This window comes from Nocardia sp. CA-145437 (assembly GCF_050956485.1).
In the GTDB taxonomy this organism is placed as follows: Bacteria; Actinomycetota; Actinomycetes; order Mycobacteriales; family Mycobacteriaceae; genus Nocardia.
In genome coordinates, this window is the sequence record NZ_CP191204.1 from 7,261,824 (window position 1) to 7,288,219 (window position 26,396).

The window sequence follows — 26,396 nt, forward strand, 5'->3', positions numbered from 1 at the left end:
AATCACCTGTCGAAGCGCCCGTTTTCGAGGCCGGTGGTGAACGACGACCACTCCGCGGCGCCGAACACCAGCGCCGGCCCCTGCGGATTCTTGCTGTCCCGCACGCCGACCCGGCCCGCGGGCAGGAACGCCACTTCGACGCATTCCTTACCGGCCCCGCTGCGGCTGCTCTTGAACCAGCGGGCCCCGGAAAGCTCCACACTCATGCCGAATACTCCTTCGCCACCTGCCGCAGCAGGCTTCTGCTGTCCTGGACGTCCAACGCGCAGCGTTCCAGACCCTCCTGGGCCCGGCGATAACGCTGAACGTCGCCCTGTCTCTCGAGATACAGATCGCCGGTGAACCCCTCCACGTAGACCACCGGGGGCTCCACCGGCTGCCCCTTGCTGTCGGATCCGAACTCCAGGATCACGAACGGGCCGGTCGAAAGCCCCAGGGGGACACCGGCGGCGAAGGGCAGGATACGCAGGACGACATTGGACCGGGTACTCAGTTCCGCCAAGTGCCGCACCTGCGCCGCCATCACCCTTGCACCTCCCACCAGGCGGCGCAATACCGATTCGTGCAACACCATCGCGATCGCGGCCGGGTGCATGCGCCGGGTGATCATGGCCTGGCGTTGCATGCGCAGCTGAACGCGCCGATCCACCTCGGCCGCCGTCTCTTCCGGGTATCCGAGCCGGTTCAGGGCCCTTGCGTAGTCGGAGGTCTGCAGCAGGCCCGGCACCAATTCCGATTGGTAGCAGGACAACTGCTGCGCGGATGCCTCCAACCCCACGTAGACGTCGAAGTTCTCGGGAATCAGGTCGCCGTAGGAGTGCCACCAGCTCTTGACAGCCGCCTGCTGCGCCAAACCCTTGAGTCCGTCGGCGATTTGGGCGGGTATCCCGTAGATCCGGCACAGCTCCTGGATGTCGATGGTGCGGATGCGGTCCGCGTTGCCCTTCTCCAGCCGCTGCAGGGTGCTGGCGCCCCACTCCATCAGCTTGGCGGCCTCGGCGATGGTCAATCCTGCCTGGATACGCCAGTCCCGTAGGTAGCGGCCGAGCTGGCGGCGCGGCAGGGTGGAGGACGCGGGACCTTCTGACACAACACGCTCCATTCGCGTTCGCGGGCATGGATCGGGGGACGCGAGGTTCGTCCACTATGGAGAATCGTCCTCTCCCAAGTGGATTCGCTGCTGGGAATTCGCGCAATTTTGCGTTCTCCTTGTCGAAATTCGCCCGCTTGGCGTCTGCTCGTGGTGTGCTAGATGTGTGCCCGGAGCGGTGTAGCTAGGCCCCTTTCCTTTCCTGAACCTCCGGGCACTTCAGGAACCAGCGGGAACGAGGAGTGGTCTGGACATGCAACTGACGTCCCTCAATTTGCACATCGCCGTTTTGTCGCGCTGCCGCCGGGATCCGGGGGTGATGACCGCCGAACAGGCGCACGCAGCAATGCAATTGCACCTCGATTGCACCGTGCAGACCTGCAAGGTGCGTCGACGAGCCCGGGCCACCCTGGTGGAGGAGGGACGGTGCGTGCTCGACGAGCGCGCGTTGCCATGACGGCCATCGATCCGGCGTACTCGGGCTTCGACCGGGTCGTGTACCGGCTGTTGTGGCTGGTGCTCGACGCCCGTTTCACGCGTCATCGCACCCGGAAGATTTCGCGGCCCGGGACATACCGGGGAAGGCCCCCGGCCGCGATAAACGCTGCAGCACAGCGCTTTCGAACGCCCCGCGCCTAACCTCCGGGCAGCGGCGGTGTGGTCCCCACCGCGTGCGGCAGCGCGGTTCGGCCCGTTCGTTCCACAGACGGCGGACGGGCCGAACCGCACCCAACCCTCGGCGTGACGCTTACCCTGGAATCCATCGCACTTGTGCCCGGGGTGGAGGGGAACACCGTTGTTGGCCTTCGAAGAGCCGGCTATACCGGTATGTCGGACTGCGTCGCTGGCGGATCTGGACGCCATTCGGGCGCTCGAGGTGGTCGAGTTCGAGCATCTCGCGTATCCGTATTTCGTTCTGCGGCAATTGTTCGAATTACACGGAGCAAACTGGACGGTTGCTGAAGATGCGGGGGAGGTGTGCGGTTATGTCCTCACCGCCATCGACGGCGACGGCACGGCCTGGTTCCTCGGCTTCGCCGTGGCTTCCGCCTGCCGCGGCCGCGGTTTCGGCCGGGTCCTGCTGGAAGCCGCCCTGGCCCACTGCCGCAAGGTCCACGCCGAACAGGTCTACGTGACCGTGAAGCCGGGCAATCGCACCGCCTACCACCTGTACAAGGAGGTCGGGTTCGCCTGGGCGGACCACGAGCCCACCTACTTCGGCGCCGATGAGCCCCGAGATGTGCTGGTGCACAGGATCTATCATTGATCATGCTCGAGAGAAGCGCGCCGTCGTCACCCTTCGTGGCCGATATGAGCATGCGGATCGAGCGCCACGCCGACGCCTACGGCGAGAGCATCACCGAATTCCTCGCCCAGCCCCACGGATTGCGGCGGCGCGCCACCGAACAACCACTGCTGGATCTGTTCACCCGGCACACCGAGGCAGTGGTCGCCACCTACGACCCGCCCGGAATCCGCCGGGCCGGTGACAGTCTCGTCTTCGGCCACATCTACGCGCCCGCGCTGCACCGCCCGGCCGGGCCGGATCCGCAGGCCGTGCCGGTCAACCAGCTGCTCGCGGCGCTCATCGCCGCGGAGGTCGAGTTCCGGGGCCCGCTCCGGCTGAGCCGCACCCAGAATCGGCTGCTCGCCGAGGCGTACGAACGCCTGGGACGTCCGCTCGTCCAGGCGGGCCTGCCCGGCCATGCCGCCCTGGCCTATCGGCGCGCGGGCAGTCTGTACCGCATCGACGAGGACACCGACGCCGAGGACCGCTGCGGACTCGCGCTGGCCCAGGCCCGGCGGCAGGCGCAGCCGCAGGCCTGGCGGCGGCTCGGCGGCCTGGTCCCGGATCTGGTCTGCGGCTACGGATATCGGCCGTTCCGGATGCTGTGGTTCGTGGTGTTCCAGCTCCTGGTCTTCACCGGCGCGGTGGCGTTGCGCGCGGAGCAGCCGGTGGCCGTGACCGTGTACCAGGTGCTGATGAACTACCTGAACCCGCTCGGTATCGGCGACACCGATCACCTGCGGGTGGGCGGCCGGGCGGTGTTCGTCACCGAGGCGTACACCGGTGCGGTCACCATGTCGGTGTTCTTCGCCCTGTTGGTGCGGCGCTGGTTCCGGCTCTGAGCACAGCCGTCACCACTGCACGGTGCTGATCTTGGAGCTGCGGAGCGCTTCCAGAGTGGCCACCGCCAGCCGGTCGCGCAGGTGCCCGACCTGCGCGGTCCACTGCCGGGTGAAGCCGGGATCGGATTCCAGCCGGGTCCACAGTTCGCGCAGCCGGGGCGGGGTGTGCGCGCCCGGCATCCACAGGTGCACCAGCTGTTCGAGCAGCGGAGCCAGTTCGCCCGTGGGATCGCGTTCGAGCACGGGACGATTCGCGTCCGACAACGCGGCGGCGAGGGTGGACAGCAGCCAGTCGTGCACGGCGAGGTCTTCGCAGAAGCGCTGCACGCCGGCCAGGTCCCGGACGGTCGGCACCATGATCCGGACCGATCGGGTGTTCTCGTCCTCCAGCCGGAAGGCGAACAGCGTCCGTCCGCGCGCGCTCCCATCCACCGGCGGCGCGACCCGCGCGGCCCAGCGCAGCCGAGTCGCCCCGGAGTGCACCGGCGGGTCCTGGTCCAGCCGCGGATCGGTGCGCACCCGGGTGAGTAGTCGTTCGCTGATCGAGCCGAGGTCGAGGGTGGTGGCGCTGGACGCCTCCAGGAAGCCCTCGGTGAGGTCGACCGCCGTGGCGGTGTCGTCGCCGATGCGATGCACCAGTTCGACGGTCCCGGCCCGGCTCAGATAGTGCGACCAGGGCCGCCGGTTCTGATTGGCCGCCCGCACCACGCTGGAGCAGGCCGAACTCTGGAGCACCCGGCCGCCGACCAGTACGGCGTGCGCGGCCACGGTGCCGATGGCCCGGCTGTCGGACCGCGACACCGTCGCCAGCCGGCAGTCCACGCCCACCGGTGTGGTCGGCGAGATGGCCAGCGCCAGTGGGCGTTCCCGCATCAGCACCCGCTGCCCGGGCAGCAGCGAGAGCAGCGCCGACGCCTCCCGCGCCGCCAGTCCCCCCGCATTCGGCAGCAGCGTGGTGCGCACCTCGCCCAGCAGGACCAGCGGATCGCTCATAGGGCGGCCATCTCAGACGTCACCGAGGAACAGGTGGTTCAACCGGCGGGTGGCCTGGCGCGGCACCTCGACCGGAATCCGCTCGCCCGCACCGCGTTCGGCGAGTTTGGCGTGTACGTCGTCGTCGAGTTGCAGGTGGTCCAGGATCACTCGCACCGCGTGCTCGATACCCAGGTAGCTGTAGGGCAGCACCGACAGCGCCCGATAGGCGGCGAACGGTTTGGCCTGCGGATTCAGCTGCACCACCGCGGGCAGCCGCGACCACTCCTCGGGCCACGGGTCGCTCCACGCCACCGGCGCGGCCACCATGGCGCCCTCATCGCGAATCATCCCCAGCCGCAACAACTGCCAGATGGAGGCGAGGAACGGGCAGGACCAGAGGATGCGTTCCACCTGCTGTCCGGCCACCTCCTCGAGCTGGCGGCTCCACAGCTGTACATCCAGGAAGATGGAGTGATTGCGCGCCCCGAACTCCTCCGGTGGCCGATACCGCGCGATCCGCATGGCCTGTCCGGCATCGTACTCCGAGGAGCGTCGGCCGTTGCACAGCCAGCCGGATTCGACGGTGGGCGGGCGGCGTCCGGTGCTGTCGCGTTCGGGTTCGGCGACGATGCGCGCCGCCATCATCTCGGCCAGCCGCACCGGTTCGCCCACGGGTTCGCCGTCCAGGAACGCCGGCACCTCCGCGCACCCGGCCTCACGCGCCAGGTAGTCGATGCGGACCTCGCATTCCTCGGCGGCGGTCAGCAGTTTCTCGAGCACGTGCCGGGGGTCGGCGACGCGGCGGGCGTCGCGGCCACGGCCCGGGGTGCGGCCCCAGAAGTAGTCGTCGACCAGGAAACAGGTGCTGACCCGCGCGCCCGGGCCGAATTCCCTTTCGGCGGCCGCGATCTGGGTCTCGACGATGGGCGCGACCTTGCGCAGCTGCGCGCGGATCCGGTCGACGCCGTTCACCAGCTCGTCCATGTAGAAGTGCCCGACCTCGATGGACAGGTGCGAGAGCGGCTGCCCGGCCACGCGGTTGCGTTCACCGGCCTCGCTGTAATCGGTCGCGGAGCTCATCTGCGTATCTCCACCTGTTCCCAGACGGCGTCGTTCATGAGTTTCTCGGTGAGCGTGCGGAACGCGTCCACGGTCTCGGCATTGGCGACGTGGGCGGCGACATCCACATCCAGGATCACCTGCTCCCGGCATTGCAGCATCGGTTCCACCGGGGTCTGGCCCAGTATCCCGCTCGGACCCATCCCGTGCCGGTTGGCCGCGCGGGTCAGGGTGTTGTGTTGTTCCTGCAGCCAGGCGGCCTGGGCCGGACGCAGCCCGGCGGTGCGGTTCAGTTCGGGTACCGCGATGCGGACGAAGCGCAGCGAGTTCAGCAGTCCGGTGCGGTCGTGTCCCCACGCCTCCCCGGTGGCCAGCACCCCGTGGTCGTCGTGCACCAGGCCGCGGGCGGCGGCGATGTGCTGGCGGGTCCAGCGATGGAAGATGAGCCACCGGCACACCGCGCGCGACAACTGCGACTGCTTGGTCGCGCTGAGCGCGAGCGCCAGCGCGATGGAGCGGCCCGCGCTCAGATCCACGAAGGTGACGTCGAATTCCTGCTCGCAGGTGGCGAACAGGGCGGCGCAGCGGTCGATCATGCGCTCGTCGAGGGTGGTGAACTCGGAGCCGCCGAGATCGCCGGGGAACAGCACCAGGCGGCCCGAAGGATGCCGGGACCGGCTCAGTTCCATCCGGTCGGTCTCCGAGCGCACGCTCAGCCGGGCGGGGGAGCCGTTCTCGTTGAGCAGGTACGCGTGCAGGCCGGTGCCGTCACGCACCCCGTTGTCGATGCGGCTGATCTCGAAGGTGCCTCCCGCGGTGGGCGATCCGAAATCGAAATCCAGATAGGCGACCTTGTGGCCCTTCATGCTCAGCCAGTACGCCATATTGCAGCTGGTGACCGAGCGGCCGGTGCCGCCCTTGTCGGACGCGGAGAACACGAGCACGGTCATTCGCTCCTGGTCGCGTCGAGCCGGGCATAGGCGAGTTCGTCCAGCTCCATGAGGGCCTGCTGGGTCAGGCTGACCGCGGTGCCCGGGCGCTCGTCGATGAGTGTGCGGGCCCGTTCCAAGCGTTGTTCGGCCAGCGCCAACGCGGTGCGGCCCGCGGAGATGTCGGTTTCGCTGAGCTCCAGTATCTCCCGGTTGAGCAGGTGTTCGGCCTCGGTGAGCAGCTCCATCGCGCGGGTCGCCGAGTTCGGCGCGCGCAGTGGCGGTTCCCGGTACATGCGGGCGGCGGTCACCATGCACTCGACCACGCGCTCGGTGAGATACCAGGACGGCAGATGCGAATCGCTGCCGCCGAAGATACGGCTGGGGTCGTCCCAGAGGCCGGTGGCCGGTCCCTCGCGGAAGGCGCGCAGATCGAGGTGGTCCATGGTGGCCTGGGCCAGCGCCATCAGCTGGTCCCGGGTCTCGATGGTGCCGGAGAGCCGGGCCGCCTGCAGGGTGCGCTTCAAAAGCACCGTGGCGTAATCGGATACGGTCCACAGCAACAGCGGGCCGTCCAGCTCCTCGCTGCCCAGCAGGCGCAGGCTCACGCCCGGGGTGTGCATGGTGCGGGCCGGGTCCCCGGCGGTGAAACGGCGGATGATGCGGCCGCGGCGGGCCAGTTCGTCGAAGATGGTGGCGGCGCGATCCAGGTCGTCGTCATTGGCCTCGCGATTGAGCAGATCCTGCATGAGCACCGCGGACACGATGAGACTGAAGTAGTCGGACTCCTCGCCGTCGGAGGTGCGCCACGGAATGTCCTCCAGCGGCCAGCGGCCATTGCCGAAGCGCGCCACCGCCGCCCAGTACCGCTGGGCCAGATCCCAGCGCAGCTGCAGCGCCTCGGCCAGACGCCGCTGCTCGGGATCGAGCAGGTCGAGTTCGCGGGTGCGCTGCGAGGTGAGGTCGTTGATGCCGTCCAGCGCCACCACGGTGAAATGCAGGTAGGGGCGGGCGACAGCGTGGCCCGGCTGCTGCGCGATAGGCAGGTCGACGAAGTCGATGTCCGCGGCCTTGCGCACGATGGCCCAGCTCCAGCCACATTCGAACAGCATGTCCGAGCTGTCCAGGTCGACGCCCTCGATCTGGCTCAGTGTGGCGTCGTTGCGTAGTCGGATCCGGACCCGGTCCAGGCGGTCCCGCACCGCCCGCACCACCGTGTCGGTGGAACCGCCCGTCTGATTCAGCATCGACAGCATGGCCTGCCCCGCCGCGGACTTGGGCGTCACCGTGTTCACCACGAAACTGCGGATCAGCCCCACCATCGCGGCGGTCAGGCGGGTATTGATGTGCGCGTCGAGGCGGTCGATGCGGGGGCCCAGGTCGATGGCGGTCCGGTTGCGCCGGCCCACCGCCAGCGCCGACACCGGTCCGCTGAAGCCGCGCAGGAACTTCAGGGCGGCCAGGCACAGGGTCAGCGACATCGAATAGGAGTCGACGACCTCGAGCGCGTGCTGGTCCGAGGTCGGCTCGCTGCCGTCGGAAGTGGCCAGATAGCTGCCCGCGGCGAAGTTCGGCAGTTCCTTGCCGGTATCCGGATCGTGGTCGGTGTGCCGTTCGACGTACTGCTCGAGCAGCCACACCACCCGCTCGCCGATCCGCAGGCCGTCATCGCCCAGGGGGGACAGCACCGCGAGGATGTCGTCGGCGATCTCGTCGGGCGTCTCCAGGCCGAATCCGTCGATCTCGGTGGCCGGATACAGCAGGCACAGCAGCTGTTCGGCATCGCTGATGGAGTTGGAGCCGTTGCGGCCGCCCCAGACCCAGGCCCCGTCCTGGTAGCACGCGGTCAGCAGTGACCGCCAGACTCCGAGGATCTGTTCCCGTGGCTTGATTCTCATCGACGCCGTCCCCTGCCCTGTCGTGGCCAGCCTCGCCGGCATCGCGATGTACGAGCGCGGCACAAACTATCATGCGCCGATGCCGCGCACCGGGTGGAAAGCAGGCTCGAAATCGCGTCGCGCACAGCGCAATATCGGATATCACACAATATCGGGCAAGTCGGGCGTGGGATGGCGCGCGCACCCGCGCAGGGCCGGTAGCGTCGCCCGTCATGGACCGGACGGCCCGCCGCGCCACAGCCGGCACCAGGCACGCCGCGGTCGGCTACGCGCTGCTGCTGCCCAGCCTGCTCGGGGTCGGCTGCTTCCTGTTGCTGCCGATCGCGGTGGTGCTGTGGCTGAGCCTGCACAGCTGGAATCTGCTGGGGCCCATTCGATTCACCGGCTGGGACAACTGGCGATCCGTCCTCACCGACCGGAAATTCGGACATTCCATCCTGGTGACACTGGCGTTGACGGCGCTGGTGGTGCCGGTGCAGACAGTCTTGGGATTCGCGGTAGCGGCGCTGCTGGCACGACGCGGGCGGGCCGGGACCGTGCTGCGGGTGGTGTACGCGCTGCCATGGATGTGTGCGCCCGTGGCGGTAGGCGTGGTGTGGCAGTGGATCTTCGCGCCGACCGGCGGGGCGCTGAACGCCGTCCTGGGACATCGGGTGGAGTGGTTGAGCTCGCCGACTCTGGCGCTGCCCGCCGTGGCCGCGGTCATCGTGTGGATGAATGTCGGATATGTGGCTTTGTTTTTCGTGGCCGGAATCCGCGCCATACCGCCCGAGATCCTCGACGCGGGGGCCTTGGACGGGGCCGTCGGGTGGCGGCGGGTGCGCTGGCTGATCCTGCCGTTGTTACGGCCGACCATGTTCTTCGTGCTGGTCACCGGGGTGCTCAGCGTGTTCCAGACCTTCGACTCGGTGTACGCGCTGACCAAGGGCGGGCCGGGGCAGCACACGGATGTCGTTGCCATGCGGATCTATTCGGAGGCGTTCGACGCCGCGCATCCGGGGCGGGCGGCGGTCATGGCGGTGGTGGTGTTCGCGGTGATGTTCGTGATCACGGTGGCGCAGCACCGGTACTTCCGGAATCGGACCAGCTATGAGTACTGACCGGCGGACGGCGGCGCGGGCGGTCGCGGCGTACGGGATATTGATTCTCGGGGCGCTGCTGACAGTGGCGCCGCTGGTGTTGAGCGCCATGACGGCGTTCAAGACACCCAAGCAGTTCGCGGCCGAATCCGCCCTGGCCACACCGGATCCAGTGACTGTGGATAACTTCCGCACGGTGCTGGATCAGGGGCTGGGCCGGGCCGTCGCGGTCACCGCGCTGATGACGGTGTGCATAACCTGTGGACAACTCGTGACGTCGATCATGGCGGCATATGCGTTCGCCCGCACCAGGTTTCCCGGACGGGACGTGCTGTTCTGGGCGTACCTCGGGACCATGATGGTGCCCAGCGCGGTCACCCTCGTGCCGCTGTACCTCATGTTCGCGAAACTGGGGTGGCTCAACACCTTCTGGGCGCTGGTGCTGCCGTTCCTGTTCGGGTCGCCGTACGCGATCTTCCTGCTGCGCCAGTACTTCCTGGCCATCCCGGGGGAGATCATCGACGCGGCGCGGGTCGACGGCGCGAACACCCTCGACATCCTGTTCGGCGTGGTGGTGCCGATGAGCAGGCCCATTCTGGCCACCCTCACCGTCATCACGGTGGTCTCGCAGTGGAACAGCTTCATGTGGCCGTTGGTCGCCGCGTCCGGGGCGAAGTGGCAGGTGCTGACCGTGGCGACGGCGAACATGCAGACCCGGTACAACGCGCAGTGGACGCTGATCATGGCCGCCACCACGCTCGCTATCGCGCCACTGGTGCTGCTGTTCGTGGTCTTCCAGCGGCAGGTGCTGCGGTCCATCGCGGTGACGGGACTCAAATGAGGAGCCTCCACGTGAAGGACTCGGCACGGGCGGTCCTCGGGATCATCGTGGTCGCGGTCCTGCTGGTGGCCGCGGCGCTGTGGCTCGGGCGGGATGCGGAGAGCGGCGGTCGGACGGTGGTGCGGCTGCGCATCTGGGATCAGAGTTTCGTCAGCGCCTACCGGGCGTCGCTGGACGAGTTCCAGCGCGCCAACCCGGATGTCGAGGTGCGCATCACGCTGGTGCCGTGGGCGTCCTACGCGCAGAAGCTGCGGCTGGACGTGGCGGGCGGGATCGCCGACGACCTGTTCTGGACCAACCTCTACGAGGACTACGCCGACAGCGGGCACCTGATGGATATCGGCGCGACGCTGGGGCCGGAGACCGCGCGCGGTTGGGATCCTCAGGCCGTCACCCAGTTCACCCGGAACGGGACGCTCTGGGCGGTACCGCAATTCGTGGACGGCGGTAGCGCGGTCTACATCAATCGGGACCTGCTCGGGCAGGCCGGGGTCGATCCGGGTGAACTGGCCGGGCTGCGGTGGAATCCGGATCCCGGGCGGGACACCTTCCGGCCGGTCCTGCGGCGGCTGGCCGCGGTCTCCGCGTGGCCGTACAACGCCGCCAACGACTTTCAATCGATCGCGCTGCCGTATCTGGGCTCGGCGGGCGGGCAGCTCCAGCGGGACGGGCGGTTCGCGTTCGACTCTCCGCAGGGACGCGACGCCTACGGATACACCGTGGGCCTGGTGGCCGACCGGCTGTCACCGTCGGCCGCCGACACCAATACCAGCGGCGACTTCGCCAAGAACGCCTTCTTGCAGGGCCGCATGGCACTGTTCCAGTCCGGCACCTTCAATCTGGCGACCATCGCGCGGAATGCCGGATTCCCCTGGGGATTGGCCATGATTCCCGAGGGCCCGGCCGGTCGGGTCAGCGCCGACAATGCCATCGGGGTCGCGGGCAATGCCGCCACCGCACATCCCGACGCGGTGCGGCGCGTCCTGACATGGCTGGGCAGCGCGGCCGGCAACCGCTACCTCGGCCTGGACGGCAACACGATTCCGGCGGTGGTGTCGGAGCAGCGGGTGTATCGCGACTACTGGGCGCGGCGCGGTGTGGACGTATCGCCGTTCTTCGACGTGCTGCGCGGCCGGACGATCAGCGCCGGTGGGGGGCCCGGATTCCCGGCCGCGCTGCAGGCGATCACGCCGATCCTCGACGAGATGTACCTGGGCCGCGTCCCGGTGCCCGAAGCCCTGACCCGCGCGCAGCGGGCGGCGGACACCGCGGCCGAACAGCGATGATCGGGGTTCAGATGCGGCTGTGATCGGTATAGGGCGTGCGCGGACCGAACTTCGGCTTGTGCGCGAAACCGGCCAGTCCGAGCAGCCGCACCGCCCGATACCGGTGCGGGCGTAGCGGTTCCAGGTATTCGACCATGGCGTCGTCGTCGATCGGCTCACCCAGCAGGGTCCAGCCGACCGTGGCGGCCAGATGGAAATCGCCCACCGACAGGGCATCCGGATCGCCGAAGGCGCGCTGCGCGATCTCGGCGGCGGTCCAGATCCCGATCCCCGGCACGGTACGCAGCCGGTGCGCGGCGTCGGCGTGCCCCAGGGTGGCGGACTGCTCCAGCTTCGGCGCGATCCGGGCCGCCAGCACAATGGTTTTCGAGCGCTGCGGCCCGACATTGGCGCGGTGGTAGACCCACGACGGGATATGCCGCCAGGTCTCGGCGTCCGGCATCACCCGCAGACCCTCGGGGGCCGGACCGGGTGCGGGAGTCCCGTAGCGCCACACCAGCTTCCGCCAGGAGTCGTGGGCGGTCCTGGTGTGCACCTTCTGCTCGAGCACCGCGGGAACCAGCGCTTCCCACACCAGACCCGTGCGCAGCATGCGCAGGCCCGGATTGCGGCGGTGTGCCTCGACGATCTTGGGGTGTTCGGGGGTGAAGTCGCTGACGTCCTCGTCCAGGCACAGCATGCGCGGCAGTTGCTCGAGGAATTCCTCGCTGCCCGGACCCCAGGCGCGGGCGTCGACGGTGTGCCGGTCGCGCTGACGCAGCCGGTAGGTGACCTCGCCGGACGGCATCCGCGAGGCGTGCCAATGCGAGCCGTCGGGGGTCTCGCGGTGGCAGGGGTCGCCGAAACCACGGCGCAGCGGGGAGATGGTGGCGGCCAGATCCAGCGGCCGGTCCGAGCTCAGCGTCCGGCTGTGCTCCGCGGTGGCGGCCACCCGCCCGCGAGCGGGCTGGGCGGGCGGCGCGGAAGTCACCGCGTCATTCTAGGGACGCCTCACCGGTCCAGCAGGAACTGGGCGAGATGGCGGGAGGATCGCCCGGCCAGCTGCGCGGCCTGGGTCCGGCAGGAGAAGCCGTCGGCGAGCAGGGTCGCGTTCGCGGGTGCGGTGCGCAGGGCCGGGAGCAGGCCGCGCTCGGCGACCGCGACCGACACGTCGTAGTGGCCGCGCTGCATGCCGAAGTTGCCCGCGAGTCCGCAGCAGCCGGTGACCTCGATCACCCGCGCGCCGGTGCGGTCCAGGATCCTGCGGTCGGCGGCGAATCCGAACACGGCGTGCTGGTGGCAGTGCGGCTGCACCAGCACCGTGCGGCCGGAGCGGTCCGGGGGCTGCCAGCCGGGCTGGGTCTCCAGGAACTCGGCGAGGGTGTGCACCGCGGCCGCGACGGCGGCAGCGCGCGGGTCATCCGGCAGCAGGCGGGGCAGGTCGTCGCGGAGGGCGGCGGTGCAGGACGGCTCCATGCCGACGACCACGCCGCCGGATCGGACGTGGGCGTCGAGCGCGTCGACGGTGGCGCGCAGTCGCTGTCGCGCGCCGTCCAGCTGGCCGGTGCTGATCCAGGTCAGACCGCAGCAGACGCGCCGGTCCGGGATGCGCACGTGATGGCCGAGCGATTCGATCAATTCGACCGTGGCGGTGGCGATCTCGGGGTCGAAGGCATCCGTGAAGGTATCCGTCCACAGCAGCACGCCTGGCCTGTCCTGCGGAGGCGCCGAAGGACGCCAAGTCCGGCGGAAGCTCTTCTTCGCCAGCGCCGGCACCGTGCGCCGGGAATCCATTCCGGCCGCGCGCAATCCGAGTCTGCGCAGCGGACCGGCACCGCTGAGCGCGTTGACCAGACCCGGCAATCGCGACGCCGCTGCCAGCCAGCGCGGCAGCTGACCGAGGGTGTAGTGATCGATCGGTCGGGGCCTGCCCTGATAGCGGCGGTACAGCGTCTCCGACTTGTAAGTGGCCATGTCGATACCGGCCGGACACTCGGAATGGCAGGCCTTGCAGGACAGACACAGATCCAAGGACTCCGCGACGGCTTCCGACCGCCAATCCAGCTCGCCCCGGACGACATCCTGGAGCACTCGGGCGCGGCCCCGGGTGCTGTCCTTCTCGTCGGCGGTCGCCAGATAGGACGGGCACATGACACCGCCGGGAGTGTCCGCGCGGCACTTGCCGATACCGACACAGCGGTGCACCGCGGTGGCCAGATCACCGTCGGCGGGGAAGGCGAATCCACCCGTGGTGGGCAACGGGCGCAGGCCCGCCAGGCGCAGGTCGGCGTCGACCGGGCGGGGATGAACGAGGACACCGGGATTCAGGACCGCGTCCGGATCGAACAGCGCCTTGAAGCCCGCGAAGGCGTCGAGCGCGTCCTGGGAGTACATGAGTCGCAACAGATCCGAGCGGGCGCGGCCGTCGCCGTGCTCACCCGACAGCGAGCCGCCGAAACCCACCACCTGCCGGGCGGCGTCCTCGAGGAAGGCGCGGAAGCGTTGCGGCGCATCGGCTATCGGCAGATCCAGGCGCACGTGGATGCAACCGTCGCCGAAATGGCCGTACAGCAGGCCGTCCACGCCGTGCTCACGGGTGAGCCGCTCGAAGTCGCGCAGGTAGTCGCCCAGGCGGGCGGGCGGCACCGCGGCGTCCTCCCAGCCGGGCCAGGCCGGATGATCGTCCGGGGTGCGGCCGGCCAGGCCCGCGCCGTCGGCTCGGATGCCCCACAGTGCGCGAGCCTCGGCCGCGTCGGTCACCAGCCGGGAGTCGAGGGCGTGGGCGGACGCGCGCAATGCTTCGGCCTTCTCGCGCGCCTGTTCCGGTGTGTCACCGTCGATTTCGATCAGGAGCCAGCCGCCACCGCGCGGCAGCTCGGGCACCGCGCCCCGGTGCACCCGCACCACATCGACCAGGCGGGCATCCATACCTTCCACGGCGATCGGCCCGGCGGCCATGATCGTGGCGATATCGTCGGCGGCCGTGGGCATGTCCGGGTAGCCGAGCACGACCAGTACCGTCGCCGCGGGCACCGGGACCAGATCGACGGTCGCGTCGAGCAGAAGTCCACAGGTTCCCTCGGTGCCGACGAAGGCCTTGGCCGCCGACGAACCACGTTCCGGCAGTAGATGTTCCAGCGCGTATCCGGACGCCTGCCGCTCGAATCTGCCGAGTTCGGTGCGGATCAAGGCCAGGTGTTCCCGGGTGAATTCGGGCAGTCCGGCGAGTACCGACGGATCGGCCCCGAGGGTGCGCTCCACGCCGCGCCCGTCGAGAATCCGCAACTCCCGCACCGTATCCGAGGTCCTGCCCCAGGCCACGGCGTGCGGGCCGCAGGCATTGTTGCCGATCATCCCGCCCAGCGTGCACCGGTTCTGGGTGGAGGGATCCGGGCCGAACCGCAGCCCGTGCGCCCCCGCTCGCCGCTGCAACGCGGCCAGCACCACGCCCGGCTGCACGCGGGCGATCCGCCGGTCGGGGTCGAGATCGAGGATCCCGGTCAGGTGGCGGCTGAAGTCGAGGACCAGACCCGGTCCGATGGCATTGCCCGCGACCGAGGTGCCCGCCCCGCGCGCGGTCACCGGCAGTCCCTCGGCCCGGGCGATATCGAGGGCGGCCATGACATCGGCCGCGTCGCGCGGAAACACGACGGCCGCCGGCGGCACCCGATAGTTCGACGCGTCCGAGGCGTACTCGGCCCGCCGCCGCGGTCCCGTGTCGACCTCGCCGGTGATCGACCCGCGCAATGCCCGCTCCCACGCCGCGCTCACGTCCCGACCTCGCTTCACGGGTCCAACCCTAGGCGGGTTTCGCTGCGAGCGAACTCGTGACCAGGCCGGAAGCACTTGCCCTCAACCTTTGTTGAGGTCTTAGTGTCGGTGGTGCGGGGTTTGCTGTACCCCGGACAGGTGAGGAGCGGGGATGAGTATCGAATCGGTGGCGTGGAATCAGCTCTATCGGCAGATGCACGCGCCCACGGAGCAGCGGCCGCTGCGGATGGCGACGGCGAAGCGGATTCTCGCTTTCGCACGCCCGCATCACCGGCAGCTGGTGTCATTCCTGATCTTCAGCATCGTCTCCGCGCTACTCGCGGTGGCGACGCCGGTGCTGGCGGGACGCGTCGTCGACGCAATCGTGTCGCACGGCGCGCCGCGGACGGTCATCGTGCTGGCGGTGATCATCGCGGTGGTCGCGGTCCTGGACGCCGGGCTGGGCCTGGTGATCCGGTGGCTGTCGGCGCGCATCGGAGAAGGGCTCATCTTCGATCTGCGCACCGCGGTGTTCGACCACGTCCAGAAGATGCCGATCGCCTTCTTCACGCGTACCCGGACCGGCGCACTGGTGAGCCGGTTGAACAATGACGTCATCGGGGCGCAGCGGGCCTTCAGCACCACCCTGTCCGGGGTCGTCACAAATGTGGTGACCCTCGCGCTGACCCTGGCCGTGATGCTGCGGCTGTCCTGGCAGATCACCCTGCTCGCGCTGGTGCTGCTGCCGGTGTTCGTCCTGCCCGCGCGGCGCATGGGCGAACGGCTGGCCGGGATCCAGCGTGAGGCCGCCGGGCTCGACGCGGCCATGAGCACCCAGATGACCGAACGCTTCTCCGCGCCCGGCGCCACCCTGGTCAAACTGTTCGGGCGGCCGCGGCAGGAGTCGGCGGAGTTCGGGCTGCGGGCCGGTCGGGTGCGCGATATCGGGGTGCGCACCGCCATGCTGCAGACGGTCTTCGTCACCGCGCTCACCCTGGTCTCCGCGCTCGCGCTGGCCCTCGTCTACGGGCTCGGCGGCTACCTCGCGCTGAAGGGACAGATGGAACCCGGCTCGGTGGTGGCGCTCTCGCTGCTGCTGACCCGGCTGTACTCGCCGCTCACCGCGCTGGCCAGCGCCCGGGTGGACGTGATGTCGGCGCTGGTGAGCTTCGAGCGGGTCTTCGAGGTGCTCGATCTGAAGCCGTTGATCGAGGATTCGCCGCTGGCCGGGCCGGTGCCGCCGGGTCCGGTGGCGGTCGAGCTGGACGGCGTCAGCTTCGGCTACCCGTCGGCGGACAAGGTGTCGCTCGCCTCGCTCGAGGATGTGGCCACCCTGGACACCCGGGGCGGTGAGGAGGTGCTGCACGCGGTGTCGCTGCGCGCCGAGCCCGGTCAGATGGTGGCGCTGGTCGGCTCCTCCGGGGCCGGGAAATCCACCATCGCGCAATTGGTTTCGCGGCTCTACGACGTGGACTCCGGCGCGGTGCTGCTGGGCGGCAAGGATGTGCGGGAGCTGACCGGGCAGTCCATCCAGGACACCGTCGGCCTGGTCACTCAGGACGGGCATCTGTTCCACGACAGCATCCGGGCCAACCTGCTGCTCGCGCGGCCCGAGGCCACCGAGGACGACCTCTGGGACGCGCTGCGGCGGGCCCGGCTGCGCGACCTCATCGAATCGCTGCCCGACGGTCTGGACACCGTGGTCGGCGAACGCGGTTATCGCCTGTCCGGCGGGGAACGGCAGCGGCTCACAATCGCCCGACTGCTGCTCAAGCAGCCGCGCGTGGTGATCCTCGACGAGGCCACCGCCTCGCTGGACTCCACCTCGGAGGCGGCCGTGCAGGAAGCGCTGGCCGAGGCGCTCGACGGCCGCACCGCCCTGGTCATCGCGCACCGGCTGTCGACGATCCGCAATGCCGACCAGATCGTCGTGCTCGAGCACGGCCGGATCGTGGAACGCGGCACCCACACCGAACTGCTCGCCGCGGACGGCCGCTACACCGAGCTCTATCGCACCCAGTTCGCCGATTCCAGCGTGCCCGCGACGGCCTGATCGCTCGGCGGGGTCGGCCGGATCGGACCGACCCATTGCCGGATCGGCAAAAGAATTCGAGGCGGGTGGGCGCTCCCCGATAGCGTCGGGGCATGAGCGCTCACTCCCACGAACAGGCAGGCACGCACGGACACCAGCATTCCCACGGTCACGGCCACGGGCATGCGCACGGTCACGGCCACACGCACGACGGAATCGACTGGGCGACCATGATTCCCGACCTGCAGCGCGACGACGCCATGTCGGCCGCCACCAATGCCGAGATCGCGCGCCGACTGGTCGGATCGATTCCCGCCGGGACCGAGGCGGTCGTGCTCGACATCGGTGCGGGCGCGGGTGGTCAGAGCGTGGCGTTCGCGCGCGAACTACTCGCCCGCGGCGGCGGCCGGCTGCTGATCGTCGACGCCGTGCCCGAACTGCTCGAGGTCGCCCAGCAGGCCGTGAAAGTCGCGCTGGACGGCGACGACCGAGTGCACGTCGAGACGGTGACCGCCGATGCGGCGGCCGCGGACTTCGGCGCGGGACTCCCGGCGGCGGACCTGGTGTGGGCCTCCCGCATGGTGCATCACCTGCCCGATCAGCAGGCGGGCGTGGCACGCTTCGCCGGACTGCTGCGTCCCGGCGGGCGGCTGGCGCTGGCCGAGGGCGGGGTGAGCGTGCGGTGCCTGCCGTGGGAACTCGGCATCGGCGCACCCGGCCTGCAGGATCGGCTGCTGGGCCTGCGCGACGCGGGCTTCGCGCAGATGCGCACCGACATCACCGGCGCGGTCTCCATGCCCTACGGCTGGAATGTGGCGCTGACCCGGGCCGGGCTGGCCGAGGCCACCTCCTTCAGCGTGCTCACCGATCACCCCGCGCCGCCCGCACCGGCCGTGCGCGACAGTGTGGTGGCGTGGCTGACCGGTTTGAGCGAGCGGGTCGGTGAACGCCTTGACGCGGCGGACCGGGCCACCATCGCCGCCCTGCTGGATCGAGACGCCGACACGTATATCGGTGCGCGCGAGGACATTTACATCCTCGGGGCCACCACGGTGTTCGTCGGCCGCCGCTGATCCGGCTCCCGCCACGCCGCGGGACGACATGTCGGTCGGGCGCGATCGTGATCTGGCCGTGCCCGAACCGACACCGTGTTGTGGCCGCAGAACCGGCTCCGACCTCCCGAAATGCCCTGCTATGCGGCATAATTCGAGCTCCCATGGCATAACCCACATGATCGTTTCACATGCCGGGGGAGGAGTTTCGGTGACCCGTACCAAGGAGCAGCGGCAGACGGCCGCGACCCGCGTCGACGATATCGAGGGCGTGCTCGGTGCACGCCGATATCGGCCCTCGATGGACGCGCCTCCCCTGGAACTACGGGTGACCAGCGGCACCAAACGCACCGACGAGGACTGGACGGTCCCCAAACAGCTGGTCGCCGAATGCGTTTCGGGCAAGCTGGTGGTGGACTTCACCCAGGCCCGGTGCTCCCGGCGCGAGATCGACATCCGGGTCGCGGCCGGTGCGGGCGCCATCGTGCTGATCGTGCCGCGCGGCTGGCGGGTCGACACGGACGGCGTGCGGCCCGGCAACGGCACCGTCGCCAATCGGGTCAAGCTGCCGCGGTTCCCGGGCGCCCCGCTGATCCGGGTCACCGGGGAGGCCGATTCGGGTGCGGTGAAGGCGCGCTACGCCTACCGCTCGCCCATCGGGCTGCTGCGCCGCTCCCGCTGACCCGGGCGCGCCGCTCCGCCCGACCGCACCCGGTATCCCGGTAATTCGGAAGACCATGCGGTATGACGGAGGAGTACGCCGGTTTCGCCCCGGAGAGTCCGGGTTCAATACTGCGGGAGGATCCGCCGGCATGACGCGCTGGCTGCTGCACGTCGACCTCGACCAATTCCAGGCCGCGGTCGAATTCCGGCGGCACCCGGAGCTGCGCGGGCAGCCGGTCATCGTGGGCGGGCACGGCGATCCCACCGAACCTCGCAAAGTGGTGTCCTGCGCCTCCTATCCGGCGCGGGCGTTCGGGGTGCGCGCGGGCATGCCGCTGCGCACCGCCGCGCGGGTCTGCCCCGACGGGGTCTTCCTGCCGCAGGATCTGGCCACCTACGCCGAGGCGTCCGAGGAGATCATGGCGCTGCTGCGCACCTTCCCCGGACGGGTGGAGGTGCTCGGCTTCGACGAAGCGTTCCTCGCGGTCGACACCGAGGATCCCGAGGAACTGGCGCGCGAGATCCGGTCCGCCATCGCGGAATTGGATCTGACCTGCGCGGTCGGCATCGGGGACAACAAGACCCGGGCCAAACTGGCCACCGGGTTCGCCAAGGCCGTGGGGAAATCGCTGCCGGCGGCCGACGAGCCGCCGCCGGAGCAGGACGCGGGGACCGGGATCTTCCGGCTGACCAGCGCCAACTGGGTCGAGTTGATGTCCCACCGCCCGACCACCGCGCTGTGGGGGATCGGCGCGCGCATCGCGAAACGCATGAGCGGGTTGGGCATCGAGACCGTGGCCGATCTGGCCGCCGCCGACCGGGGCTTACTGGCGGCCGAGTTCGGGCCCAATACCGGGCCCTACCTGTGGGTACTCGGGCACGGGGCGGGCGACACCGATATCGCCGAGCCGCGAGAACCGGTGGGGCACAGCCGCTCCGAGACCTTCCCGCGCGACCTCACCGAACGCGACGAGATCGACGCCGCGGTGGCGCGGCTGGCCACCCAGGTGGCGGAGGAGACCGTCGCGGCCGGGCGGGCCGTCGGACGGGTGAGCGTGACGGTGCGGACCAAGACCTTCTTCACCCGCAGCAAGCAGCGGAAACTGCCCGCGCCGACCACCGACGTGGACGAGATCACGCAGACCGCGTTGGAGGTACTGGACGGGTTCGAGCTGGATCGGCCGATCCGGTTGCTCGGGGTCCGTGTCGAGTACGCCATGCTGTGATCAGGTCTACCGACGGAAGGCATCCTCTCGATGAGCGACAACTACGAGAACATCCTGTTCGAACACGACGGCCCGATCGCCCGCATCACGCTGAACCGGCCGAACGCCGCCAATGGCATCGATCAGGCGCTTGCCGAAGAGCTGGAGCGCGCGGCCACCTACTGCTCGGAGGATCCGGCGGTGAAGGTCGTGGTGCTGACCGGTGCCGGGCGGTTCTTCTCCGCGGGCGGCGACGTGCGGGCCATGGCGGCCAGCGGCGACACCGGCGCGTTCATCGAGAAGCTGGCCGGGACCCTGCACCGCGCGGTGTCGGCGCTGGCCCGGATGGACGCGCTGCTCATCGTGGGCGTGAACGGCACCGCCGCGGGTGCGGGCATGAGCCTCGCGGTGGCCGGTGACCTGGTGGTGGCCGCCGAGTCCGCCGCCTTCACCATGGCGTACACCAAGATCGGCCTGAGCCCGGACGGCGGCGCGTCCTACTACCTGCCGCGCCTGATCGGCCTGCGCAAGACCCAGGAGCTCATGCTCACCAACCGCACCCTGCGCGCGGCCGAGGCCCTGGAGTGGGGTCTGCTGCACCGCGTCGTCGCCGACGACGAGCTGGCCGACGCGGTCGAGACGCTGGCCCAGGAGTTCGCGGCCGGCCCCAAGGCATCGAACGCGGCGGTGAAGAAGCTGCTGCTGGTCTCCGGACAGCACAACCTGGAGGAGCAGCTCAACACCGAGGCGGCGTTCATCACCCGCAACGCGGAGTCCGCGGACGGCCAGGAGGGTATCGCCGCCTTCACCGGGAAGCGCGCCCCGAAGTACGCCTGACGTCCGGATTCGTCTGAGCCCGGCCGTTTTCCCCGATCCGGCCGGAGCTCCGCCCCCTATGCTCGGACCATGGGTTTCCAGGCGATGGTGGCACAGGAATCGGACAGCGGGATCGCCCTCATCCGGGAGGAAGTCGCCGACGACTTCCTCATGCCGGGTGACGTGACGATCAAGGTGCACTTCTCGAGCGCCAACTACAAGGACGGACTGGCCATCACCCCGCGCGGCGGCGTGGTGCGGCAGTACCCGCTCATCCCCGGCATCGACCTCACCGGCGAGGTGGTCAGCTCCACCGATCCGGAGTTCGCGCCCGGCGACCTGGTGGTCGCCCACGGCTACGACATCGGCGTCGCCCACCACGGCGGCTTCGCCGAATACGCCCGCGTCCCCGCCGGCTGGGTGGTGAAACTGGACGGCCTCACCCCGCGCGAGGCCGCCGCCATCGGCACCGCGGGCTATACCGCCGCCATGAGCGTGCAGGCCCTCCTCGACCGCGGCCTCACCCCCGACTCCGGCCCGGTCCTGGTCACCGGCGCCACCGGCGGCGTCGGCACCGTCGCCGTCGACATCCTCTGCGGCCTCGGCTTCGAGGTCGTCGCCTCCACCGGCAAACTCGGTGCGACCGAACTCCTCTCCGCCCTCGGCGCGTCCTCGGTCATCGGCCGCCTCCCCGCCGAAGGGGAAAAGGTCCGCGCCCTCGGCAAGGCCCAATGGGCCGCCGCCGTCGACAGCGTGGGCGGCGAATCTCTGGCCCACATCCTCAGCACGGTCAAATATGGTGGCGCGGTTGCCGTTTCCGGCCTGACCGGCGGATCCGACCTCCCCACCACCGTCATGCCCTTCATCCTGCGCGGCGTCTCTCTCCTCGGCATCGACTCGGCCCACTTCCCGATCGCCCAGCGCCGCGACCTGTGGGCCCGCCTCGCCAAAGACTTGAAACCCCAGCACCTCTCATTGCTGGAAAATTACGCGCCCATCACCGAAGCCGAATCCGTCCTCCGCTCCATCCTCGACGGAACTCACTCCGGCCGAACGATTCTCGGCGTGGCCGGGGAGTTCTGAGCAGCGGTACACCGTTTCATGTGAAACAACCAGCGTTGCCCACCGGTTGCCGCAGTCAGCCCGCCAGCACGTCAAGAGCGGCGGACAGGTGCGGCAACGCGGTGGGCCCGTAGGACGAGGCGATCTCGGCCAGCGCCCTCGCCAGGTGCGGGGCGATACCCGCGGCGGGAAGGAGTTCTTCCGCCAGGACGATTCCTCCGACTATGTGGTCGGCTTTGATGCGGTGGTCGCGGGTGACTTCGTAGCGCCAGGAACCGATGTGGACGCGTTCGGGGTCGGAGCGGAACAGCGACTTGCGAGGTGGGGTCCGGGTTACTCCGGGGACGTTGGCGAAGACGGTGAAGACCATCGCGAGGCCGCCCGGGCCGTCGAGGGCCGAGGCGATGGCGCGCGTGGCGGTCTCGGTGTCGAAGTCGGTCACTGGTTCATTCCAAGGGTGAATTGGGGCGTGATGGGGTCGCCCTCACCGATGCGGCGGACAGCGGTGCCCGAGGCGTAGAACTCGACGGTGTGGTAGCCCCAGGCGTAGTTGGAGATGTCGACGGTGACACCCGTGACACCGGTCGCGCCGTCGCGTTCGGCTTCGGCCTGCATGCGGGACATGGCGAGTTCGCGGGCCTGGTAATTGCCCTGGGTCCACTGGGGCATTTCCATATTGCGGCCCATCTGGCTGAGCATCTGGCGGAAGCTCTGCACGGCCACGTGGAAGACGCAGTTGCCCATGACGAAAGCGACCGGCGCGTAACCGGTCCGCATGAGAGTCACCATGTCCTGGCCGGAGAGGTGGCTGGTGAAGGCCTGGCCGTTCGGGCGTTTGTAGCTGCCGGGCGCCTTCGCGTATCGGACCGCGGTGCCGACCGCGATGAACTCCAGATGCTCGAGGGATTCGCCGTGCTGACGCCACTCCAGGCGCACACCCACCACGCCGTCGGCATTCAACGCGTCGGCCTCGGCCTGCATACGGGACATGGCATTCCACCGGGCCCGGTAGGTGGCCTCGGTCAGCACCGGGAGCTCCTGCTGCTGTCGGATGCCGGTGAACTGGAAGCCCACGTGATAGACGGACACGCCCATCACCAGGTCGATGGGGTCGAAGCCCGCGCCGTGCAGCAACGCGAACTCGTTGACCGACAGGTCGGAGGTGAAGATGCGGTTCGCATGGGAGAGGCGCTCGCCCGCCACCTGATCGAGCTGAGCGGGCTGGCTGGGCTGATGAGGCTGCATGGCGTTGTGTCCTCCGTCGGAAGTCTTCTCCGAGAGTACGACTCGCAAACCACAGAGGCCGGGTGTCTTCACAGAAGACACCCGGCCCCTTGCCGTCACCTCAGGCGGTCGCGCTCAGCTGCCGCCCGTCGTAGGCCGGTTCGGCGACCGGCTCGATGGCGTAGGCCAGGATCTCGGCCACGTCGGCGACGGGGCGGACATCCAGGGCGGCCAGCACCTCGGCGGGGACCTCGTCCAGGTCCGGCTCGTTGCGGGCCGGGATGAACACGGTCTTCAGGCCGGCGCGCTGGGCGGCGAGCAGCTTCTGCTTCACGCCGCCGATCGGCAGCACCCGTCCGTTCAGCGTGACCTCACCGGTCATGCCGACATCCGCGCGGACCTGGCGGCCCAGGGCCAGCGACACCAGGGCGGTGACCATGGTGACGCCCGCGGACGGTCCGTCCTTGGGCACCGCGCCCGCCGGGAAGTGGATGTGGATATTGCGATCCAGCACCGTCGGCTCGATGCCGATCTCCTCCAGGTGGGAGCGGACGTAGGTCAGGGCGATCTGCGCGGACTCCTTCATGACGTCACCCAGCTGACCGGTCAGGGTCAGCGAGCGATCGCCCTCGGCGGCATTGGCCTCGATGTAGAGGACGTCGCCGCCCGCGCCGGTCACGGCCAAACCCGTTGCGACACCGGGGACCGCGGTGCGTTCCACCCCGTCGGGGGTGAAGCGCGGACGGCCCAGGTAGTCCTTCAGGTCACCCAGTCCGATCACCAGCTTGCCGGACGCGGCCGCGTCGGTGTCGTAGCCCAGGTCCTGGTCGTAGCCCAGGTCCTGGTCGTAGCCCAGGCCCTCCGGCACGAATTCGCCCTTGCTGACCAGGCTTTCGGTGTCCGAGATGTCCGCGGACTCCGACAGCTTGGTGGCCGCCTTGCGCAGCGCCTTCGCGATCAGCCGCTCCATCTGGCGCACACCGGCTTCCCGGGTGTAGTTGGCGGCGACCTCACGCAGCGCCTCGTCCGTGATCGAGACCTCCTCGGCGGTCAGAGCGTTGCGCTCCAGCTGCCGCGGGATCAGGAAGTCGCGGGCGATGGCCACCTTGTCGGCCTCGGTGTAGCCGTCGACGCTGATCAGTTCCATGCGGTCCAGCAGCGGGCCGGGGATCGTCTCGAGGACGTTCGCGGTCGCGATGAACAGCACGTCGGACAGGTCCAGATCCAGGTCCAGGTAGTGGTCGCGGAACGTGTGGTTCTGCGCCGGGTCCAGCACCTCCAGCAGGGCCGCCGCGGGATCGCCGCGGAAGTCGCTGCCGACCTTGTCGATCTCGTCCAGCAGGACAACGGGATTCATCGATCCCGCCTCCTTCATGGCGCGGACGATGCGGCCGGGCAGCGCGCCGACGTAGGTGCGCCGGTGACCGCGGATCTCGGCCTCGTCGCGCACGCCGCCCAGGGCGACGCGAACGAACTTGCGGCCCAGCGCGCGTGCCACGGACTCACCCAGCGAGGTCTTGCCGACGCCGGGCGGACCGACCAGCACCAGCACCGCGCCGGAACCGCGTCCGCCGACGACCTCCAGGCCGCGGGCGGCCCGGCGGGAACGCACGGCCAGGTACTCGACCATGCGGTCCTTGACCTCGTCGAGGCCGTGGTGGTCGGCGTCCAGCACCGCGCGGGCGGCCGAAACATCAGCGGAGTCGGTGGTTTTCACCGTCCACGGCAGTTCCAGCACGGTGTCCAGCCAGGTGCGGATCCAGCCCGTCTCCGGGCTCTGATCACTGGAGCGTTCCAGCCGTCCGACCTCGCGCAGCGCGGCCTCGCGGATGTCGTCGGGCAGGTCGGCGTTCTCGACGCGGGTGCGGTAGTCCTCCGCGCCGTCCGGCTCGTCCTCGCCCAGCTCCTTGCGAATCGCGTTGAGCTGCTGGCGCAGCAGGAATTCGCGCTGGGTCTTCTCCATCCCCTCGCGGACGTCCTCGCTGATCTTCTCGCTGATCTCGGTCTCGGCGATGTGCTGGGTGGTCCAGTCGATCAGCTTGTGCAGTCGCGCTTGGGTATCCGGGGTGTCGAGGATCTCGCGCTTCTGCTCGTTGCTCAGGTACGAGGCCCATCCGGCCGCGTCGGCCAGCGTGGACGGATCGTTCATCTGATTGACCGCGTCGATCACCTGCCACGCCTCGCGGCGCTGCAGGACCGACACGACCAGCTTCTTGTATTCGGCCGCGAGGTCTTTGGTGCGTCCGTCGGCGGCCGGGATCTCGACCGGCTCGGCCTCGACCCAGAGCGCCGCGCCGGGTCCGGTCACGCCGTGCCCGATCTTGGCCCGGCTCTCCGCCTTCAACACCGCCGCGGGCGCGCCACCGCGCATCCGGCCGACCTGTTCGATGGTGGCCACCACGCCGTAGGCGGCGTAGCCCTCATCGAGGCGAGGCGCGACCAGCACCTGGTTGACCTTGCCCGCGCGGGCGGCATCGATGGCGGCCTGCGACGACTCGTCCAGTTCGATCGGCACGACCATGCCGGGCAGCACGATCGGATCGGTCAGGAACAGGACCGGCAGGTTCTGAGGTGTAGTCACGTCTTCGACCCCTTCCAAGGTTGAGCGTTACCCAGTCAACCCTGGAGGTATACCGATTGTTCCGCCCCACCGTTCGCCGCGGGCGAACGCGGCCGTGACCTAGGGAATGAGGATCGGGACCAGGTAGGTCTTGGCGAAGGCGGTGAGAGCGGCCTCCGAATCGAGGTCGATGCCGCCGGTCGGCTGAAGGATCAGGGAGTGGACTATTCGGCAGACGACTTCGGTGCGGGCGGAGAGGTCCGGGGGTTCGGGTAGGTCGTTGTCGCTGAGGACTTTTCGGAGGAGGTCGGTGGCGGAGACGACGGCGAGGACGAAGGGGGCGGCGCCGTCGGTGGTGAATTGGGGGAGGAGGCGCTCGGGTTCGAGGGCCATGAGGCGCTCGACCAGGGGGTGGGTGCGCCAGCGGGTGACGACGGTGGAGAAGACGGCGGCGACCGTGTCGGCGAAGGTGTCGTGGCGGGACGGGATGCTCTCGAGGTCTTCGAGGAGGCGGCGGACCTCGCGGGCGGTGACGGCGCGGACCAGTTCGTCCCGGGAGCCGATGCGGCGGTAGACGGTGACGCGGTCGACCTCGGCTTGGCGGGCCACGTCCTCGATCGTCGTCTTCTTGACCCCGACGCGGCCGAATTGCACCAGGGCGGCGTCGAGGATGCGGTCCTCGATGGTGTCCGTTCCGGGGGCATTCTTCGAGGTGGCGGCTGTCGGGGGCACGGTTCGAGGCTAACAGCCGGGTGCGGCGATGCAA

General features: G+C 69.4%; 24 protein-coding genes. 12 read left to right on the plus strand and 12 right to left on the minus strand.

What is annotated here, in order from left to right; translation table 11 throughout:
* Positions 1–2 precede the first annotated feature (2 nt).
* Together ACQPYY_RS33595 and ACQPYY_RS33600 are read right to left on the minus strand one after the other, a co-directional pair.
* Complete coding sequence (locus ACQPYY_RS33595; protein WP_379102819.1) at positions 3–206, minus strand: DUF397 domain-containing protein; 204 nt, start codon at positions 204–206, stop codon at positions 3–5.
* Complete coding sequence (locus tag ACQPYY_RS33600) at positions 203–1,090, minus strand: helix-turn-helix domain-containing protein (protein ID WP_379102822.1); 888 nt, start codon at positions 1,088–1,090, stop codon at positions 203–205. Before ACQPYY_RS33600 ends, ACQPYY_RS33595 begins: the two co-directional genes overlap by 4 nt.
* 253 nt (positions 1,091–1,343) lie before the next feature.
* Here ACQPYY_RS33600 and ACQPYY_RS33605 point away from each other — a divergent pair, with 253 nt between their 5' ends.
* From ACQPYY_RS33605 to ACQPYY_RS33615, 3 genes are all read left to right on the plus strand, one after another.
* On the plus strand, positions 1,344–1,547 hold the full coding sequence (locus tag ACQPYY_RS33605) for a hypothetical protein (protein ID WP_357088694.1): 204 nt from the start codon (positions 1,344–1,346) through the stop codon (positions 1,545–1,547).
* Positions 1,548–1,967: 420 nt separating this feature from the next.
* Entirely contained in the window at positions 1,968–2,357 is a 390-nt protein-coding gene (locus ACQPYY_RS33610) for a GNAT family N-acetyltransferase (protein WP_433594795.1), read from the plus strand.
* A 2-nt stretch (positions 2,358–2,359) separates the two neighbouring features.
* Positions 2,360–3,220, plus strand: a complete 861-nt coding sequence (locus ACQPYY_RS33615) for a hypothetical protein (protein WP_433592226.1) — start codon at positions 2,360–2,362, stop codon at positions 3,218–3,220.
* A 9-nt stretch (positions 3,221–3,229) separates the two neighbouring features.
* On the opposite strand, the gene ACQPYY_RS33620 is transcribed toward ACQPYY_RS33615, so the two are convergent.
* The 4 genes from ACQPYY_RS33620 to ACQPYY_RS33635 are packed head-to-tail and all read right to left on the minus strand — an operon-like array spanning position 3,230 to position 8,081.
* Positions 3,230–4,213, minus strand: coding sequence for an SCO2521 family protein (locus ACQPYY_RS33620; protein WP_379102830.1), 984 nt, complete (start codon positions 4,211–4,213; stop codon positions 3,230–3,232).
* A 12-nt stretch (positions 4,214–4,225) separates the two neighbouring features.
* A complete protein-coding gene (locus tag ACQPYY_RS33625; protein ID WP_379102833.1) occupies positions 4,226–5,275 on the minus strand; it encodes an SCO2522 family protein in 1,050 nt (349 codons plus the stop codon).
* Positions 5,272–6,204, minus strand: a complete 933-nt coding sequence (locus ACQPYY_RS33630) for an SCO2523 family variant P-loop protein (RefSeq protein WP_357274747.1) — start codon at positions 6,202–6,204, stop codon at positions 5,272–5,274. Before ACQPYY_RS33630 ends, ACQPYY_RS33625 begins: the two co-directional genes overlap by 4 nt.
* Positions 6,201–8,081: an SCO2524 family protein gene (locus tag ACQPYY_RS33635; RefSeq protein WP_433592227.1), complete on the minus strand. Its 1,881-nt coding sequence runs from the start codon at positions 8,079–8,081 to the stop codon at positions 6,201–6,203. Before ACQPYY_RS33635 ends, ACQPYY_RS33630 begins: the two co-directional genes overlap by 4 nt.
* Positions 8,082–8,293: 212 nt before the next feature.
* Between ACQPYY_RS33635 and ACQPYY_RS33640 the strand changes: the two genes are divergently transcribed.
* The 3 genes from ACQPYY_RS33640 to ACQPYY_RS33650 are packed head-to-tail and all read left to right on the plus strand — an operon-like array spanning position 8,294 to position 11,287.
* Positions 8,294–9,181, plus strand: a complete 888-nt coding sequence (locus tag ACQPYY_RS33640; RefSeq protein WP_433592228.1) for a carbohydrate ABC transporter permease — start codon at positions 8,294–8,296, stop codon at positions 9,179–9,181.
* Positions 9,171–10,001, plus strand: a complete 831-nt coding sequence (locus ACQPYY_RS33645) for a carbohydrate ABC transporter permease (protein WP_433592229.1) — start codon at positions 9,171–9,173, stop codon at positions 9,999–10,001. Before ACQPYY_RS33640 ends, ACQPYY_RS33645 begins: the two co-directional genes overlap by 11 nt.
* 11 nt (positions 10,002–10,012) lie before the next feature.
* A complete protein-coding gene (locus tag ACQPYY_RS33650) occupies positions 10,013–11,287 on the plus strand; it encodes an extracellular solute-binding protein (RefSeq protein WP_433592230.1) in 1,275 nt (424 codons plus the stop codon).
* Between the two features lie 7 nt (positions 11,288–11,294).
* On the opposite strand, the gene ACQPYY_RS33655 is transcribed toward ACQPYY_RS33650, so the two are convergent.
* Together ACQPYY_RS33655 and ACQPYY_RS33660 are read right to left on the minus strand one after the other, a co-directional pair.
* Entirely contained in the window at positions 11,295–12,218 is a 924-nt protein-coding gene (locus ACQPYY_RS33655) for a DNA-3-methyladenine glycosylase family protein (RefSeq protein WP_433594796.1), read from the minus strand.
* A gap of 59 nt (positions 12,219–12,277) precedes the next feature.
* Complete coding sequence (locus ACQPYY_RS33660) at positions 12,278–15,055, minus strand: FAD-binding and (Fe-S)-binding domain-containing protein (RefSeq protein WP_433592231.1); 2,778 nt, start codon at positions 15,053–15,055, stop codon at positions 12,278–12,280.
* Between the two features lie 133 nt (positions 15,056–15,188).
* On the opposite strand from ACQPYY_RS33660, the gene ACQPYY_RS33665 reads away from it, so the two are divergent.
* From ACQPYY_RS33665 to ACQPYY_RS33690, 6 genes are all read left to right on the plus strand, one after another.
* Positions 15,189–17,069 carry an ABC transporter ATP-binding protein gene (locus tag ACQPYY_RS33665; protein ID WP_433592232.1) on the plus strand — a complete coding sequence of 627 codons (1,881 nt, stop codon included), beginning with the start codon at positions 15,189–15,191 and terminating at the stop codon, positions 17,067–17,069.
* Between the two features lie 92 nt (positions 17,070–17,161).
* Positions 17,162–18,121, plus strand: coding sequence for a class I SAM-dependent methyltransferase (locus ACQPYY_RS33670; protein ID WP_379102850.1), 960 nt, complete (start codon positions 17,162–17,164; stop codon positions 18,119–18,121).
* Positions 18,122–18,311: 190 nt separating this feature from the next.
* A complete protein-coding gene (locus tag ACQPYY_RS33675) occupies positions 18,312–18,782 on the plus strand; it encodes a hypothetical protein (protein ID WP_357088661.1) in 471 nt (156 codons plus the stop codon).
* A 130-nt stretch (positions 18,783–18,912) separates the two neighbouring features.
* Positions 18,913–19,989 carry a DNA polymerase IV gene (locus tag ACQPYY_RS33680; RefSeq protein ID WP_433592233.1) on the plus strand — a complete coding sequence of 359 codons (1,077 nt, stop codon included), beginning with the start codon at positions 18,913–18,915 and terminating at the stop codon, positions 19,987–19,989.
* 30 nt (positions 19,990–20,019) lie between these two features.
* Positions 20,020–20,805, plus strand: coding sequence for an enoyl-CoA hydratase/isomerase family protein (locus tag ACQPYY_RS33685; protein WP_379102856.1), 786 nt, complete (start codon positions 20,020–20,022; stop codon positions 20,803–20,805).
* Positions 20,806–20,874: 69 nt separating this feature from the next.
* The gene (locus ACQPYY_RS33690; protein WP_433592234.1) at positions 20,875–21,867 is read left to right on the plus strand and encodes an oxidoreductase; all 993 of its coding nucleotides are present in this window, start codon (positions 20,875–20,877) and stop codon (positions 21,865–21,867) included.
* 55 nt (positions 21,868–21,922) lie between these two features.
* Here ACQPYY_RS33690 and ACQPYY_RS33695 read toward each other — a convergent pair whose 3' ends face one another.
* The 4 genes from ACQPYY_RS33695 to ACQPYY_RS33710 all read right to left on the minus strand — a co-directional run bounded on the left by ACQPYY_RS33695 (position 21,923) and on the right by ACQPYY_RS33710 (position 26,362).
* Entirely contained in the window at positions 21,923–22,288 is a 366-nt protein-coding gene (locus tag ACQPYY_RS33695) for a DUF5073 family protein (protein ID WP_433592235.1), read from the minus strand.
* On the minus strand, positions 22,285–23,091 hold the full coding sequence (locus ACQPYY_RS33700) for a heavy metal-binding domain-containing protein (protein ID WP_433592236.1): 807 nt from the start codon (positions 23,089–23,091) through the stop codon (positions 22,285–22,287). The genes ACQPYY_RS33695 and ACQPYY_RS33700 overlap by 4 nt, the downstream gene beginning before the upstream one ends.
* A gap of 100 nt (positions 23,092–23,191) precedes the next feature.
* On the minus strand, positions 23,192–25,591 hold the full coding sequence (gene lon / locus ACQPYY_RS33705) for an endopeptidase La (RefSeq protein WP_433594797.1): 2,400 nt from the start codon (positions 25,589–25,591) through the stop codon (positions 23,192–23,194).
* A 159-nt stretch (positions 25,592–25,750) separates the two neighbouring features.
* A complete protein-coding gene (locus tag ACQPYY_RS33710) occupies positions 25,751–26,362 on the minus strand; it encodes a TetR/AcrR family transcriptional regulator (protein WP_433592237.1) in 612 nt (203 codons plus the stop codon).
* Between the last annotated feature and the right edge of the window lie 34 nt (positions 26,363–26,396).